Genomic DNA, 14948 nt, shown 5'->3' on the forward strand with positions numbered 1-14948 from the left:
GGTGCACAGAGGGGGCGGCACATGAGCGGCAGGACGTTCTTCGGGCATCCCTGGGCACTGGCCACGCTGTTCGGCACCGAGATGTGGGAGCGGTTCAGCTGGTACGGGCTGCGGGCGATCCTCGCCACGTTCCTGGCCGCGTCCCCGGCGCAGCACGGCCTGGGCCTGTCGCAGGAGACGGCGCAGGCGGTCGTCGGCGTCTACGGCGCGCTCATCTACCTGGTGGCGCTGCCCGGCGGGTGGATCGCGGACCGGATCCTGGGGGCGCGCAGGTCGGTGTTCTGGGGCGGGTTCGTCATCATGCTGGGGCACATCAGCATGGCCCTCCCGGTGTCGTCGCCGTACTTCGTGTGGCAGGGCCTGCTGCTGATCATCGCCGGCACCGGCCTGCTCAAGCCGAACATGTCCGTCATGGTCGGACGGCTCTACCCCGAGGGGGACGACGCGCGCAGGGACGCCGGATTCTCCCTGTTCTACATGAGCATCAACCTGGGCGCGTTCTTCGCGCCCATCGTGGTCGGCTGGCTGGCCACCGGCGACCGGTGGCACCTGGGGTTCGGCGCGGCGGCCGTCGGGATGGCGTTCGGCCTGGCCCAGTACATCCGGGGCGGCCGCCACCTGCGGGGCATCGGTGAGCGGCCGGTCCACGTGCAGCACCGCCTGTTCTGGCGGGGGGCGGGGATCGCGGCGGCGGCGGCGATCGCGCTGGGCGCGTGGGCGGCGACCGGCACGCTCACGGTCGACCGGCTCACCGTGGCGATCACCGTGCTCATCCTCATCGTGCCGGTGGCGTACTTCGCCTACCTCCTGCTCGGCAGCCACGACCTGACCGAGGACGAGCGGATCCGGATGAAGGCCTACATCTGGCTGTTCGTGGCCGCGTCCGTCTTCTGGATGATCTACGACCTGGCGCCGAGCAAGCTGCTGTTCTTCGCCAGGGACCACACCGACCTGTCGTTGTTCGGCATCCCGATCCAGCCGGCCACGACGCAGTCCTTCAACCCGCTGTTCATCATGATCTTCGTGCCGGTCTTCGCCGCGTTGTGGGTGCGGCTCGGGACGCGGGTGAGCACGCCGCAGAAGTTCGCGTTCGCGCTGATCGTCATAGGGTTGAGCTTCGTGGTCATGGCCGTCGCGGCGGCGCTGGCGGGGCCCGGCAGGGTGTCGGTGTGGTGGCTGGTGCTCGTCTACCTCATCCAGGTGTTCGGGGAGCTGTCGCTGAGCCCGGTCGGGCTGTCGGTGACGACGAAGCTGGCGCCCGAGGCGTTCAAGGGGCAGATGCTCGGGGTCTGGTTCATCTCGCTGTCGGTGGGCGACGCGGTCGGCGGGCAGACGGGGCGGCTCGGCCGGGTGCTGTCGGATCCGATGTACTACCTGGTGCTGGCGGCGATGGCGATCGTGGCCGGGATCGCGTTGTTCATGTTCGCGCGGAGGTTGCGGGTGATGATGGCCGAGCATCACGAACCGGTCATACGGTAAATATTCCGACGTGTCTGAAATTCTCGACCTTGTCGGCATCTTCGTCTTCGCGTTGACGGGCGCGCTCATGGGCGTGCGCAAACGGCTCGACGTGGTCGGGATGGTGGTGCTGGCCGAGATGACCGCCCTGGGCGGCGGCGTCGTACGCGACCTGATCCTCAACGTCCGGCCCGCCGCCTTCCAGAGCCTCGGGTACGTGCTGGTGCCGGTGGTCGCGACGGTGATCGTGTTCTTCTGGCATCCGCACGTGGCGCGGGTGATGCCGCTCATCCTGGTGCTGGACGCGGCGGGGCTCGGGCTGTTCTGCGCGGTGGGGACGGAGAAGGCCCTGGAGTACGGCCTCGCCCCGCTGCACGCGGCGCTGCTGGGGGTGGTGACGGGCATCGGCGGCGGCATGCTGCGCGACGTGCTGGCCGGGGAGATCCCGACCTTGCTGTACGACCGCCAGCTGTACGCGGTGCCCGCGCTGCTGGGGTCGGGGGTGATGGCGGCGCTGTCGGCGTACGGGCTGCACGGCTGGCCGGCCACGCTGGCGGCGGCGGTGCTGGCGTTCGGGCTGCGGATCATGGCGATGCGCCGCAAATGGCGCGCCCCCTTGGCCCGCGGCTCCGGCGAATGACCCTCACACCATCGCGATGAGCGCGTCCACGGGGCGGCGGGGGCCGGTGGGGCCGTGGTCGCGGGCGGCGCGGATGCGGGTGAGCGCTTCCGTAAGGACCTGGGGCGGCTGGGTGTAGGGCAGGCGGAGGTAGCCCTCCAGGGTGCCCTCCAGGCCGAACCACGGGCCGGGCGCGAGGCGTACGCCGTGGTGGGCGGCCGCCTCCGCGAGCGGCGTGGCGCCCGGGCCGTTCAGGCGCACCCACAGGGTGCCGCCCCCACGCGGCACCGTGAACGTCCACTCGGGCAGGTGCTCGCGCAGCCCCGACACCAGCGCGTCGCGTGAGGCGCGCAGCGTGCGGCGGCGCTCGGCGCGCGTCTCCTCCAGCCGGTCGAACAGCCGCGCCACCACGAGCTGTTCCAGCACCGGGCTGGCGATGTCCACGGCCGCCCGGAACATCGCCAGCCGCCGGGCCAGCGCGGCGGTGGTGCGGACCCAGCCGATGCGCAGCCCGCCCCACCACAGCTTGGAGGCCGAGCCGATGCTGATCACCCGGCTGTCGGTGTCGAACGCCGCCGCCGGCGAGGTCCGGGGCACCTCGTCCAGCGCCAGCTCCGACCAGGTCTCGTCCACCAGCAGCACCGTGTCCGTACGCCGGGCCGCGCCCACGACGGCGGCGCGGGTGGCGTCGTCCATGAGGGCGCCGGTCGGGTTCTGGAAGTCGGGCATGAGGTACGCCAGCCGGGCCCCCGACTGGCGCATGGCCCCCGTCACCAGGTCGGCCTGCCAGCCCTCGTGCGAGATGCCGACCGGGACGATCCTGGCGCCACGCTGCCGGGCCACGTCGATGGCGTGCGGGTACGTCGGCGACTCCACGAGCACCGGGTCGCCCGCGCCGACGAGCAGGCCGAGCACGAGCTGGATGGCGTGCTGGGAGCCGGTCGTGACGAGGATCTGCTCGGGCCGGGTGGCCAGGCCCCTGGCGGTGTAGTGGGCGGCGATGCGCTCCCTGAGCACGGGCAGGCCGATGGGGTCGTAGCCGTTGCCCATGCCGTACACGGACAGGTCGTCCACCGCCTCCAGCATCGCCTGGCGCAGGGCCGACGGCGCGGGCGGGGCGGCGCACTGGAGCTGGACGAGGCCGTCGCCGTCGGTGCTGAGCCACGGGTTGTCGGCCGTGGTGGCCGGGTCCGGCAGGGCGGTCCAGCTGCCGGAGCCCTGGCGGCTCTCCAGGTAGCCGCGTTCGCGCAGCAGGTCGTAGGCCGAGGTCACGGTGGTGCGGCTGACCTTGAGGGTCTCGGCCAGGTGGCGTTCGGCGGGCATGCGGACGCGTACCGGGATCTGGCCGTCCATGATGAGGACGCGCACGCCGTCGGCGAGCGCGCGGTAGTACGGACGCGCCGCCGGGTCGATCTTGATGAGCCGCGCCACCTGGGCCGCCGACAGATGCCTCATAAGGCCACTTTTCGTGATTGGCTCTGTTTTGGCAAGTCGGTTGGATGCCAATCTGTGGCCACTATGAGTGAAGCGACCGTCCCCCGGCTCAGTTCGTCCCTTCCCGCGCGCCTCGTCAGGCTGTACGGCGGGCTCGCGCTCTACGGCGCCGGCATCGGCCTCCAGGTCGAGTCCGGGCTGGGCAACGACCCGTGGGACGTGTTCCACCAGGGCCTGGCCCTGCGGACCGATCTGTCCATCGGGACCGTCATCATCGGCATCGGCGCCCTGGTGCTGCTGCTGTGGATCCCGCTGAAGCAGAAGCCCGGACTGGGCACGGTCAGCAACGTCGTCTTCCTGGGCCTGTTCGCCGACGGCGCGATCTTCCTGCTGCCCACCCCGTCGCACCTGGTCCTGCAGGCCCTGTACGTGGTGCTCGGCGTCGTCGCCATCGCCCTGGCCACCGTGCTCTACATCGGCGCCGGGATGGGCCCGGGCCCCCGCGACGGCATCATGACCGGGCTGATGCGGCTCGGCCTGTCGGTGCGGCTGGGCCGGTTCCTCATCGAAATCACGGTCCTGGCCGCCGGCTGGCTGCTCGGCGGCACCGTGGGCGTGGGAACGCTGGTGTTCGCGCTGGCCATCGGGCCGTTGACCCAGCTGTTCACCCGCTGGTTCCCCCTGACGTGATCCCGTGAGGGGGTCCGGGCATGACGCGACATGATCGGACCCCCTCACGGGATCACCCCTGATCCGAGTAGCGTCTAGGCATGCGGATCGAGGACTACGCCCTCATCGGGGACATGCAGTCGGCGGCTCTGGTGGGCCGCGACGGTTCGATCGACTGGCTGTGCCTGCCCAGATTCGACTCTCCGTCCTGTTTCGCGTCGCTGCTCGGCAGCGAGCGCAACGGACACTGGTGGCTCGGCCCCACGGGCCGCAGACCGGCCACCCGCCGCCGCTACCGGCCCGAGACGCTCATTCTGGAGAGTGAGTGGGACACCCCGACGGGCACGGTCCGCGTGATCGACTTCATGCCGCCGCGCGACCGCAACCCCGACGTCGTGCGCATCGTGGAGGGCGTCTCCGGGACCGTGGAGATGTCCACGCAGCTGCGGGTGCGCTTCGACTACGGCCGGATCGTGCCGTGGGTGCGCCAGAGCGACGGCCACCTGCAGGCCATCGGCGGGCCCGACTCGGTGTGGCTGCACTCCCCCGTGCCGCTGAAGGGCGGCGACTACGCGCACCGGGCCACGTTCACGGTCAAGGAGGGCGACCGGTTTCCGTTCGTCTTCACCTGGCACCCCTCGCACGAGCCGATGCCGCCGCAGATCGAGGCCGACACCCAGCTGCGCGAGAGCGAGGCCATGTGGGCGGAGTGGGTCGCGCGGTGCACCTACCAGGGCCCGTACCGGGACGCCGTGGTGCGGTCGCTGATCACGCTCAAGGGCCTCACCTACGCCCCCACCGGCGGCATCGTCGCCGCGCCCACCACGTCGCTCCCCGAGGACGTGGGCGGGGTGCGCAACTGGGACTACCGCTTCTGCTGGCTGCGCGACGCGACGCTGACGCTCGACGCGCTGATCAGCTCCGGCTACCTGGAGGAGGCCGCCGACTGGCGCGCGTGGCTGCTGCGGGCCATCGCGGGCCGGCCCCAGGACCTGCAGATCATGTACGGCGTCGCGGGCGAGCGCCGGCTGCCCGAGCTGCGCCTCGACTGGCTCGACGGCTACGAGGACTCCCGGCCCGTCCGCATCGGGAACGAGGCCGTCAAGCAGCTCCAGCTCGACGTGTACGGCGAGGTGATGAACTGCCTGTTCGTCTCGCGCACGCGCGGCCTGTCACCCGACGACCGCGCGTGGACCATCCAGCGGGAGCTCCTCGACTACGTGGAGGACCACTGGGACGAGCCCGACGAGGGCCTGTGGGAGGTGCGCGGGCCCCGGCGGCACTTCGTGCACTCGAAGGTGATGTGCTGGGCGGCGCTGGACCGGGCGGTCAAGTACGTGGAACGGTTCGGCCGCACCGGCCCGGTCGACAAGTGGCGCACGCTGCGCGACGTCGTCCGCGCCGAGATCCTCTCGAAGGGCTACGACGCGCGGCGCAACACCTTCACGCAGTCGTACGGGTCGTCGGAGCTGGACGCGTCGCTGCTGATGATCCCCATGGTCGGCTTCCTGCCGGCCGACGACCCCCGGGTGGTGGGGACGGTGGCGGCCATCGAGAAGGAGCTCATGTCGGACGGGTTCGTGCTGCGCTACCCGCTGGCCGCGGACAACGACGTGGACGGCCTGCCCGGCGGGGAGGGGGCCTTCCTGGCGTGCAGCTTCTGGCTGGTGGAGGTGATGGCGATGCAGGGCCGCAAGGAGGAGGCGAAGACGCTGTTCGAGCGGCTGCTGGCATTGCGCAACGACGTGGGGCTGCTGGCCGAGGAGTACGACCCCCGCTACAACCGGCTGGTCGGCAACTTCCCGCAGGCCTTCAGCCACGTCCCCCTGATCCACGCCGCGCGCGCCCTGTCATAGCGGGGGTCGTGGCGGGGCCTACGGGCCGGTGAGGCGCCGCTCGCCGGCCGTGGTGATCACGAACACCTGCCAGTTGTAGTAGGCGTAGTAGTTCCTCGGGTCCCGCTTCATCTGGCGGGCGTGCAGGAGGATGGCGTTCACGTACGCCTGGGAATGGTTGTACGCGTACAGCGCCCGCCGGTAGTCGCGGGGCGCCCCCGAGGCGCGCAGGTAGTTGGCGGCGCCCATGACGGCGTCGCGCGGGTCCTGCACGTCGCCGCCCATGCCGTACGCCTTCCAGGTCCCGGGCATGAACTGCATGGGCCCCTGGGCGCCGACGTGGCTGTCCGACTTCACCCGGCCGAACTTGGTCTCCGCGAACATCACCGCCGCCAGCACCTCCCACTCCACCCCGAACTTGCGTTCGGCCTTCTTGAAGTGGCCGAGCAGCTCGGCGGCGGGCGGGGCGGGCTGGACCTTGAACGTGGCCGAGGGCTTGATCGGGTGGGCCAGGGAGAGCAGCTCGCGGATGGCGGCGGTGTTGTCCTTGGCCTGGGCGGCCAGCCCGGACGGCAGGCGGGCGAAGGCCCGGGCGGCCACCTCGGGGTGGCGGGCGGTGTAGCGGTAGGCGCGCTGCTGGTGAAGGGCCAGGAGCTCGACGTCCCGGGGCGGCTTGCCGGTCTTCGGCCAGGCGTCGATCGCGGCGTTGAGCGCGGCGCTGGTCCCCTTGAGCGCGGCGGCCAGCCGGGCGGGGTCGCCGGGGATCTTCTGGTCGGGCGCGGGCAGCGTCCCGCCCGCCGGCGGGGTGGACCCGGACGGGCTCGGCGCAGTCGGGCTCGGCGCGGGTTGCCGGCCGGCCGCCGAGGCCGCCGGGGCCGGGTCGCCGCAGGCGGCCGTGCCGAGGAGGGCGGCGAGCGCCATCGCGGCCAGGGCACGGGCGGGGCGGCGGTGATGATCGTGGCGTTCCTCCATGGTCGGCCAACCTACCGGGTACGGCCCGCCCCCGGCGCCAGGCGGGCCCGGACACGGCCCCGGCCTCACCGCCGATCGGGTCCACTCGCCGCAGGTGGCGGCTTACCCGCGCCGTGGTCGGGGCCGCTCGCGCGCAGGGCCCGGGGTGAGGCGCCCAGCTCGCGTCTGCAGGCCTTGTTGAACGCCTGCAGGTCCGGGATGCCCACCGCCGCCGCGATCGCCGGGATCGCCAGGGTCGACTCGCGCAGCAGGTGCAGCGCGCGGGACAACCTCCTGCGGCGGATGTACGCGACCACCGTGTGCCCCGTCTGGGCCCGGAACAGCCGGGTGAGGTGGTTGTGCGACACCCCGGCGGCGCGGGCGATGCCGGGGACGGTCAGCGGCGCGGCCAGGTCCGCGTCGATGTGCTCCATGGCGGCCGCCACGACGGCGTGCGCGCTGCCGGCGACGGGCAGGTTCGCGATCCGCCAGAGCACCGTCCACACCTCGGCCGACGCCCTGGCCCTGGTGTCGGGGACCGCCGCGATGGCCTGCCGCAGGGAGGCGGCGATGAGCGGCGCCTGGTCCCCCGCGTCCCGCATGACGGGCACGACCCGCCGCTCGGCGCCGCCGGGCAGCCTGAAGTGCGCGTACAGGTGCTCCGACCTGCCCCGGTAGTGGTAGTGGACCTCGGCGCCCGGCGGGATCAGGCTGACGTGGCCGGGCTTGATCGCGTGCACGGTGCCGTCGAGCACCAGCTCGGCGGCGTAGCCGTACAGGTGGAGCTGCCACAGGTCGGGCAGCCGGAACACGTCGTGGGCGCTGACCACGCCGTGCACCGCCGCCCCCGCGCCGGCCACCGCCGGCGGGTCGGAGAGCGTGATCGTCACCTGCCGCACAGGGATCTGTTCTATCGCAGCGGGGGAAAATGGACCAGTAGTTGATGATTACAACCCACGACATAGCGGGTGTCCGGTTCTAACTTCGAGGCATGCGAACCACTTTGCTGACCTCCGCGCAGGTCGCCGGATTCGTGGCCGCCGGCTATCTGCGGCTCGACGGGATCGTCCCGGACGAGCTCAACGACCAGGCGATCGACGTGCTGGAGGCGGGCATCCCGCGACCGCCGTACGGCACTCCGGTCACCCAGGCCTACCCCGAGGGATCGTTCGCCCGCCGCCTGATCGAGCTGCCCGCCGTCGCGGGCGCGCTGCACTCGCTCGTCGGCCCCGACCCGACCGTCGACCACCACGCCGTGCACGTCCGCGAGCCGCACAACGGCAACGCCCAGCCGCTGCATGCCGACGCCATCATCGACACCCGCATGGACGCCTTCGACGTGCAGCTCATGTACTACCCGCGCGAGGTGACGGCCGACATGGGCGGCACCCTCGTGGTGCCGGGCAGCCACCTGCGCCGGATCAACGAGAGCGACACCGGCCGCTACCAGAACCTGCGCGGCCAGACCCGGCTCACCTGCCCCGCCGGGACCGTGATGCTGCTCCACCACGGCATCTGGCACGGCGGGCGGCGCAACGACAGCGACGTCCGCAGGTACATGTTCAAGATCCGCTTCAACCCGACCGTGCCGCAGGTGCGGCTCTGGGACACCTCCGACCTGGACGATCCCGCCGTCCTGGCCGAGCTGGGCCGGCGTTTCCCCTGGTACGAGCAGGCGACCGGGCGGTTGGAGGTCCACAACCGGGTGCGGATGTGGCGGGCCCTGACCAACGATCCGTCGTTCGACGTCGAATACTGGACGACTCGCGTGAACAACCGCCCCGGGAGGGTCGCATGAAGCAGCAGGTGCTCGTTCTCTACCTGGCCACCTCCGCGCTCGACGCCCAGGTGGTGGGCTGGTCGCGCTACGACGGCACCGGGCGCACCGAACCGACCGCCGGTGACGGGGACGAGCCGCCGTACGAGACGGGGGTGGAGGCGTTGCGCGACGGGTGGCGGCTGTTCCAGGCGTCTCAGCTCATCCCGCCGTATCCCGGGCACGAATATGACACGTCGTTCATGAAGCACGAGTTCTTCTTCGAGAAGATGTCGTAAATCCGGACGTACGGCCTTATCGTGTGATCGCTCGATCTGGCCCGAGGAAGGAGCGGGATGCCGGACCTGCGCCCGCTCCGGCCGAGCGATCCCGAGCGGATCGGCTCGTACCGGCTCGTCGGCGTGCTCGGCTCCGGTGGACAGGGCGTGGTCTACCGGGGCGTCGGCGACGACGGGCGCGAGGTCGCCGTCAAGGTCCTGCATCTCGCCCACGAGGAACACGAGGACGTCACCAAGGGCTTCCTGCGGGAGGTGGAGGCGGCGCGGCGGGTGGCCGCCTTCTGCACGGCCGCGGTGCTGGACGCCGGGATGGCGGACGAGCGGCCGTACATCGTGAGCGAGTACGTGCCAGGGGACACGCTCCAGACGCTGGTCCGGGCGTCGGGGCCGCGGTCGGGCGGGGCGCTGGACCGGCTGGCCATCTCCACGCTGACCGCCCTGGCGGCCATCCACCAGGCGGGGATCGTGCACCGGGACTTCAAGCCGGGCAACGTGCTGATGGGGCCGGACGGGCCGATCGTCATCGACTTCGGCATCGCCAAGGCCCTCGACGCGACGACCCGGACGTCGGTGCCGGTGGGGACGCCCGCGTACATGTCGCCGGAGCAGTTCAGGGGCGAGCGGGTGGGACCCGCGTCGGACGTGTTCAGCTGGGCGGGGACGATGGTGTTCGCGGCCACCGGGCACACGCCTTTCGCGGGGGAGACGCTGGCGGCGGTGGTGAACGGCGTCCTGAGCAGTACCCCGGACCTCACGGGGGTGCCGCCGCACCTGCTGGGGGCGATCGCGGCGTGCCTGTCCAAGGACCCGTCCACCCGCCCGGACCCGACGACCCTGCTCCAGCAGCTCATCCGCCAGGCCGGCCCGCCGGCCCGCGTCCCCGGCCCCGCCACACCCCCCGCCGGCCCGCCCACCGGTCCGGCCCAGCCCGCGCCCGCCGGCCCACCCGCCGGGGCGGGGCAGCCCGGTGTCGCCTGGGCGCCGCCCGCTGGAGCGGTCCCGTCCGGTTCGGCTCCTTCGGGGGCGGTGTCTCCGCCCGGTGGGGCAGCGCACGCCGGGCCGCCGCCTCCTCCCCATGGGGTGTGGTCTCCTTCCGGCGCTGCCCCCGTCTCCGGTTCCTCGGCCGTCCGGACGGAACCCCCTGCCGGGAATGCCGTTCAGACGGGGCCCGATGCCCGGAGCGGCGTTCAGACGGGGCCCCGCGCCGGGGCAGGGCCGGTGGCGGCCGCGGATACGGAGACCGGGCGGGGCCGGTCGGTCAGCCGGCGGGCCGTGTTCGGCGGAGCCGCGGCGGCGGCCGCCCTCGCGGTGTCCGCCTTCACCGTCCTGCGCCCCAGGAACGACCCCCTCGACCCGGACGACCGGCGTACGGAGCAGCCGCTCACCGGAAGCCCGTCCCCGACACCCACGCCGACGCCGTCCGCCGAGCCCTTCGGGACGCAGGTCGCGGTGCCCGCGCCCCTGCCCAAAGCGGACGGCGCGATCACGGCACTCGCCGCCGCGGGGAGCACCGTCGTGTGCGGGACCGCCAAAGGGGCGGTGTTCACGTGGGGCCTGGACCGGGCGGCCACCCGGCTCGGCGACGGCGGGGCCACGACGACGGAGGTGGCCGTCGGCGAGGTCGGCGGCACGCCGGTGATCGCCTCCGGGCACACCGACGGGCGGATGCGGCTGTGGAGCCCGACCGGCGAGAGCCTCTCCTCGCACAAGGTGAGCGACCCCGTCATCGCGGTCACCGTCACGGGCGCGGGCAAGGCGGTGGCGGTGTCGCAGAAGTACGGCTCCATGAAGGACCTCCGCAGCGTCGTGCGGCTGTGGGACATCTCCACCGGCAAGCAGATCGGCCCCACGATCACCGATCACTTCCAGGGCATCAGAGGGCTGGCGTTCGGCCGGCTGGGCAAGGACGACGTGCTCGTCACGGGCGACGGCGGGGAGCGGGTCCGGGTGTGGCGGCTGTCGAACGGGCGGATGACGCACTCGTTCAGCACCGGGGAGATCGGCGGGATCGAGCGGCTGGCCTGCGGCGAGATCAAGGGCAAGCCCGTCCTCGTCTCGACCCACCTGGACGCGACCCTGCGCGTGTACGACCTGGCCACGGGCAAGCGCAGGAAGAAGTGGGAGTTCAGCGACCAGAGCCCGGACGACCGGGGCACCGTGGCTCTGGTCACCGGACGGTGGGGAGACGTGCCCATAGCCGTCGTCGCCCACGGTCCGTGGAACGACGAGTACATCACCCGGGTCTGGAACCTGGACGACGGCGACACCATAGGAGCGCTCGACCTGGATCCCGGCGGAACGATCCCCACGCTGGCACTGGCCGAACGGGGCGGCCACCCGGTGGTCGCCGACACGGGCGGAGAGCGTACCGTCCGGGCCTGGAGCCTCGGCCCCGCCTGACCGCCGCCTCACCCCGCCCCCGCCGGAAACCCGGAAATCCGGAAACCGGCGCGCGCAAGGACGCGCCGCACGCCCTCCCGCCGCACCGGCGCCCGAACCTCCGGCGGGCCCGCCCGCTGTGCGCCCGCCGTACCGGTGTTCCGGCCTCCGGCGGGTGCGGAGGCCGGAACACGGGCGGGGCCAGGCACTGCCCGTGCGGGGTGTTACGGGTTGGTGAGGCGGTTGATGAGGGCCTGGGCGTCGCGGGTCAGGATCGTGCGGGACGTGGAGTCGGGGACGTTGGCGTGCTTGCCCGCGGCCCTGATGAAGCGCTTCAGCGCCTCGATCGCCTGCCCCGGCCTGCCGCGCTTCTCGTGCCACTCCGCCGCGTCGAGCTGCTCCAGCAGTTCCCGAGCGCCTGCGGCGGTCACCGTGCGCGCCTTCTTGAAGTGCGCGATCAGCGCGCGCACGTCACCGTACGAGGTCGTCGTCGAGAACGTGACGGTCGAGGTCACCGTCCGCCCCGCCCGGTCCGTCGCCGTGGCGACGAGGGAGTGGTCGCCGAGGGGCAGGGTCCAGAGGCGTACGGGCGCGCCCGAGGGAACCGCGGTTCCGTCGAGCTTGGCCGTGGCGCCCTCCACCCCCGAGACCGCGTCCGTCGCCGTCAGGACCGGGGTGACGGTGCCCGAGTCGCCGTACGGCTTGGCCTCCACGCCGGTGACCGTCAGCGCCGGGTCCGATTTGTCGATCTTCACGGTGACCGTGCCGACCTGGGAGACGTTGCCGCCGTTGTCGGTCGCGCGGTAGCGGACCTCCTTGGCGCCCTCCGCGCTGAGCGTCACCGGGTTGGCGGCGTTCGCCCAGGTGGTGCCGCCGTCGAGCGAGTACTGGCGGGAGGCCACCGTGCCGTTGTCGGTCGCGGTGACGGTGAGCGTGACGTTGCGGGTGTACCAGCCGTTCGCGCCGTCGGGCGAGGCAGGGTTGAGCGTGGCCGTGACGGTGGGCGGGCTGGTGTCCGCGACGCCCCCGCCCTGGAAGGTGAACGCGTCCACGTCCACGCCGCCGGTCGAGGTGACGTACAGCCGGCCGGTTCCCGCGGGCGGGTCGGCGAGCGCGGTGGTGATCGTCTGCCAGCCGTCGCCCGGCGGGACCGTCACCGTCGCGAACGGCGCGGCGGTGGGCGACTTCCAGCGCAGGGAGAGCGTCCCCGCGCCCGAGGCCTTGGTCTGGACCCCGGTGATGCCGGTGAAGTTGACCGGGTCGTAGGCGAGCCAGTCCCCCGCGTCGAACGAGGTGATCTTGAACTTGCCCGACGCCCCGTCGTCGGCGGTCCTGGTCACGCCGCTGCTCTGGTCGGCGTGCTCGGCCTGCGCGAGCTTCGGGTTGAGGGTGAGCGCGGCCTCGCCGAGCGCGCCGGGGATGCCGTTGGCGCCGTTGTCGCGGTAGTTCACGACGACCACGCCGTAGATGTTCTCCGTCTCGCCGTGCTCGGGCGCGTTCGCGGGCGTCGGCCAGGCGCCGGTGCAGCCGGTGCCGGTGGTCTCGGGGTGGGCGTGCACGTCGTGACCGAGGCCGAACGTCCACTGCATGCGCGTGCACACCGGGCTGTCGCCGTCCTCGGCATCACGCACGGCGATCTTGTACGGCACCGCGTTCCCCCAGTCGAAGAACCCGCCGTCCGGCGGCGTCTGGACGCTGACCTCGGGAGCGGTGTTGCCGACGGTGATCTCGGCCGAGGTGAGGCCCGCCCGGCCGCCGGAGTCGGTGACGCGCAGCCGCGCCACGTACTGCCCCAGCTCGGTGTAGGTGTGCGTGGCCGTCGCCCCGGTGGCGTCGAACGTGCCGTTCCCGTCGAAGTCCCACTCGTACGTCAGCGTCCCCGGCTCGGTGTCCCTGGACGACGACGCGTCGAAGGCGACCGTGAGCGGCGCCTGGCCGCTGGACGTCCTGTCCATGGTCATCTTGGCCTGGGGCGTCTTGTTGTCCGGGGTGTAGTCGATCCGGTAGAGCCCGGCGTCGGGGTTCGCGCGGAAGAACCCGTCGCCGTACTCCAGCACGTACAGCGACCCGTCCGGTCCGAACTCGATGTCCATCGGGCTGTCCGTGATGGGCTGCGCGGCGTCCCGCAGCTCGGCGTTGGGCAGGAAGTGCTCCAGCTTGGTGACCGGCCCGTCCGGGTACGTCACGGTGAACGCCGCCAGGTAGTCCTGCGAGAACTCGGCGAAGAACGCCTTGCCGTCCCAGTACGCGGGCAGCTTGCCGGGCGCCGGGTTGTCCGGGTCGTAGTGGTAGATCGGCCCGCCCATCGGCCCCTGGCCGCCCTGCGGGTCGAAGTCCACGAGCCCGGCCCACTCGGCCGGCTGGTGGGTGTTGTTGTCGCCGTAGTAGAGGTCGGCGGGGACCGCCGGCGGGAGCCGGTCGATGCCGGTGTTCCAGCGCGAGGTGTTCAGCGGCCCGGCCGCGCAGTCGAACCACGGCCCCGGCTGGGCGGTCTCGAAGTCCCAGTCGTTGTAGTTGAAGTTGTCGCCCGTGCAGTACGGCCAGCCGCTGTTCATGGGCTTGGTGAGCGGGGTGATGTTCCACTCGACGTAGCCGAGCGGGCCCCGGTTCGGGTCGGGGGTGCCGGCGTCGGGGCCGTAGTCGGCCCACGACAGGGTGCCCGTCTCCCCGTCCACGTCCATCCGGAACGGGTTGCGCACCCCGGTCACGAAGATCTCCGGCCGCGTCTTGGCCGTACCCGGCGGGAACAGGTTGCCCTGGGGGATCGTGTACGTGCCGTCGTCCGCGACCTTGATCCGCAGGATCTTGCCGCGCAGGTCGTCGCTGCTGCCCGCGCCGCGCCGGGAGTCGAAGCCCGGGTTCATGCCGGGCGCGTCGTTGTTGGGCGCGTACCCGTTGGCGCCCGGCGCGCCCGCCGGGGTGTTGTCGCCGGTGGCGAGGTAGAGGTTGCCGTCGGCGTCCCAGTCCACGTCGCCGGCCACGTGGCAACACTGCCCGCGCTGCGTCTCGACCTTGATGATGACCTGCTCGGTGGACAGGTCGAGCGCGTTGCCGGTCCACTTGAAGCGGGAGAGCTGGTTGTAGCCCTTCCACTGGTTCCAGTACGTCTCGTCGGCCCCGGCGGGCAGCGAGTTGGGCGCCGAACCGGTCGGCGTCGTCTCCGGGTACGGCGCCGACATGGTCCTGGGCGCGTAGTAGAGGTAGACCCAGTGGTTCTCGTCGAAGCGGGGGTCGAGGGAGACCGTCTGCAGGCCGTCCTCGGAGTTGTTGTAGACCGGGACGGTGTTGACGATCTTCGTGACGCCGCTGGCCGGGTCGGTCAGCCTGATGTCGCCGTTGCGCGCGGTGTGCAGGACCCGCCGGTCGGGCAGGACGGCCAGGTCGATCGGCTCGCCCACGTTCTTGGTCAGCGTGATCTTCTCGTAGCTCGACCACTCGGTGGCCGGTTCGTGTGCCTGGGCGGGGCCGGGTAAGACGAGTGCGGTGGCGGCGAGGAAGAAGCCGCCGAGCACCGCGAGGGTACGCTGCATGGTGATGCCGCTCCTAGG

The 14948-nt window shown here is 72.2% G+C and carries 11 protein-coding genes; 7 read left to right on the forward strand and 4 right to left on the reverse strand.

From position 1 onward, the window contains the following. Positions 1 to 21 precede the first annotated feature (21 nt). Together ACWDRB_RS28665 and ACWDRB_RS28670 are read left to right on the forward strand one after the other, a co-directional pair. Complete coding sequence (locus ACWDRB_RS28665) at positions 22 to 1479, forward strand: peptide MFS transporter (RefSeq protein ID WP_449898684.1); 1458 nt, start codon at positions 22 to 24, stop codon at positions 1477 to 1479. Positions 1480 to 1489: 10 nt separating this feature from the next. Next, complete coding sequence (locus tag ACWDRB_RS28670) at positions 1490 to 2098, forward strand: trimeric intracellular cation channel family protein (protein ID WP_449898686.1); 609 nt, start codon at positions 1490 to 1492, stop codon at positions 2096 to 2098. Between the two features lie 3 nt (positions 2099 to 2101). Here the strand turns inward: ACWDRB_RS28670 and yczR are convergent, their stop codons facing one another. Then, entirely contained in the window at positions 2102 to 3532 is a 1431-nt protein-coding gene (yczR, locus tag ACWDRB_RS28675) for a MocR-like transcription factor YczR (RefSeq protein ID WP_350735272.1), read from the reverse strand. A gap of 63 nt (positions 3533 to 3595) precedes the next feature. Between yczR and yczE the strand changes: the two genes are divergently transcribed. Together yczE and ACWDRB_RS28685 are read left to right on the forward strand one after the other, a co-directional pair. Then, positions 3596 to 4201, forward strand: coding sequence for a membrane protein YczE (gene yczE / locus ACWDRB_RS28680; RefSeq protein ID WP_449898689.1), 606 nt, complete (start codon positions 3596 to 3598; stop codon positions 4199 to 4201). A gap of 80 nt (positions 4202 to 4281) precedes the next feature. Next, positions 4282 to 6036, forward strand: coding sequence for a glycoside hydrolase family 15 protein (locus ACWDRB_RS28685; RefSeq protein ID WP_363969844.1), 1755 nt, complete (start codon positions 4282 to 4284; stop codon positions 6034 to 6036). Between the two features lie 18 nt (positions 6037 to 6054). Here ACWDRB_RS28685 and ACWDRB_RS28690 read toward each other — a convergent pair whose 3' ends face one another. Together ACWDRB_RS28690 and ACWDRB_RS28695 are read right to left on the reverse strand one after the other, a co-directional pair. Beyond that, on the reverse strand, positions 6055 to 6987 hold the full coding sequence (locus ACWDRB_RS28690) for a transglycosylase SLT domain-containing protein (protein ID WP_449898691.1): 933 nt from the start codon (positions 6985 to 6987) through the stop codon (positions 6055 to 6057). Between the two features lie 65 nt (positions 6988 to 7052). Further along, positions 7053 to 7865 carry a helix-turn-helix transcriptional regulator gene (locus ACWDRB_RS28695; RefSeq protein WP_449898694.1) on the reverse strand — a complete coding sequence of 271 codons (813 nt, stop codon included), beginning with the start codon at positions 7863 to 7865 and terminating at the stop codon, positions 7053 to 7055. A gap of 92 nt (positions 7866 to 7957) precedes the next feature. On the opposite strand from ACWDRB_RS28695, the gene ACWDRB_RS28700 reads away from it, so the two are divergent. The 3 genes from ACWDRB_RS28700 to ACWDRB_RS28710 are packed head-to-tail and all read left to right on the forward strand — an operon-like array spanning position 7958 to position 11421. Next, complete coding sequence (locus ACWDRB_RS28700; RefSeq protein WP_449898696.1) at positions 7958 to 8764, forward strand: phytanoyl-CoA dioxygenase family protein; 807 nt, start codon at positions 7958 to 7960, stop codon at positions 8762 to 8764. Further along, entirely contained in the window at positions 8761 to 9021 is a 261-nt protein-coding gene (locus ACWDRB_RS28705; protein WP_350735260.1) for a hypothetical protein, read from the forward strand. The genes ACWDRB_RS28700 and ACWDRB_RS28705 overlap by 4 nt, the downstream gene beginning before the upstream one ends. A gap of 57 nt (positions 9022 to 9078) precedes the next feature. Then, the gene (locus ACWDRB_RS28710) at positions 9079 to 11421 is read left to right on the forward strand and encodes a protein kinase domain-containing protein (RefSeq protein WP_449898699.1); all 2343 of its coding nucleotides are present in this window, start codon (positions 9079 to 9081) and stop codon (positions 11419 to 11421) included. Between the two features lie 203 nt (positions 11422 to 11624). On the opposite strand, the gene ACWDRB_RS28715 is transcribed toward ACWDRB_RS28710, so the two are convergent. Further along, entirely contained in the window at positions 11625 to 14930 is a 3306-nt protein-coding gene (locus tag ACWDRB_RS28715) for a PQQ-dependent sugar dehydrogenase (protein ID WP_449898702.1), read from the reverse strand. Positions 14931 to 14948 lie beyond the last annotated feature (18 nt).

It is taken from the genome of Nonomuraea sp. NPDC003707 (assembly GCF_053587055.1).

Coding starts and splice junctions, on each gene's coding strand:
- ACWDRB_RS28665 (WP_449898684.1), top strand. CDS start 22: ATGAGCGGCAGGACGTTCTTCGGGCATCCCTGGGCACTGGCCACGCTG.
- yczR (WP_350735272.1), bottom strand. CDS start 3,532: ATGAGGCATCTGTCGGCGGCCCAGGTGGCGCGGCTCATCAAGATCGAC.
- yczE (WP_449898689.1), top strand. CDS start 3,596: ATGAGTGAAGCGACCGTCCCCCGGCTCAGTTCGTCCCTTCCCGCGCGC.
- ACWDRB_RS28685 (WP_363969844.1), top strand. CDS start 4,282: ATGCGGATCGAGGACTACGCCCTCATCGGGGACATGCAGTCGGCGGCT.
- ACWDRB_RS28690 (WP_449898691.1), bottom strand. CDS start 6,987: ATGGAGGAACGCCACGATCATCACCGCCGCCCCGCCCGTGCCCTGGCC.
- ACWDRB_RS28700 (WP_449898696.1), top strand. CDS start 7,958: ATGCGAACCACTTTGCTGACCTCCGCGCAGGTCGCCGGATTCGTGGCC.
- ACWDRB_RS28705 (WP_350735260.1), top strand. CDS start 8,761: ATGAAGCAGCAGGTGCTCGTTCTCTACCTGGCCACCTCCGCGCTCGAC.
- ACWDRB_RS28710 (WP_449898699.1), top strand. CDS start 9,079: ATGCCGGACCTGCGCCCGCTCCGGCCGAGCGATCCCGAGCGGATCGGC.
- ACWDRB_RS28715 (WP_449898702.1), bottom strand. CDS start 14,930: ATGCAGCGTACCCTCGCGGTGCTCGGCGGCTTCTTCCTCGCCGCCACC.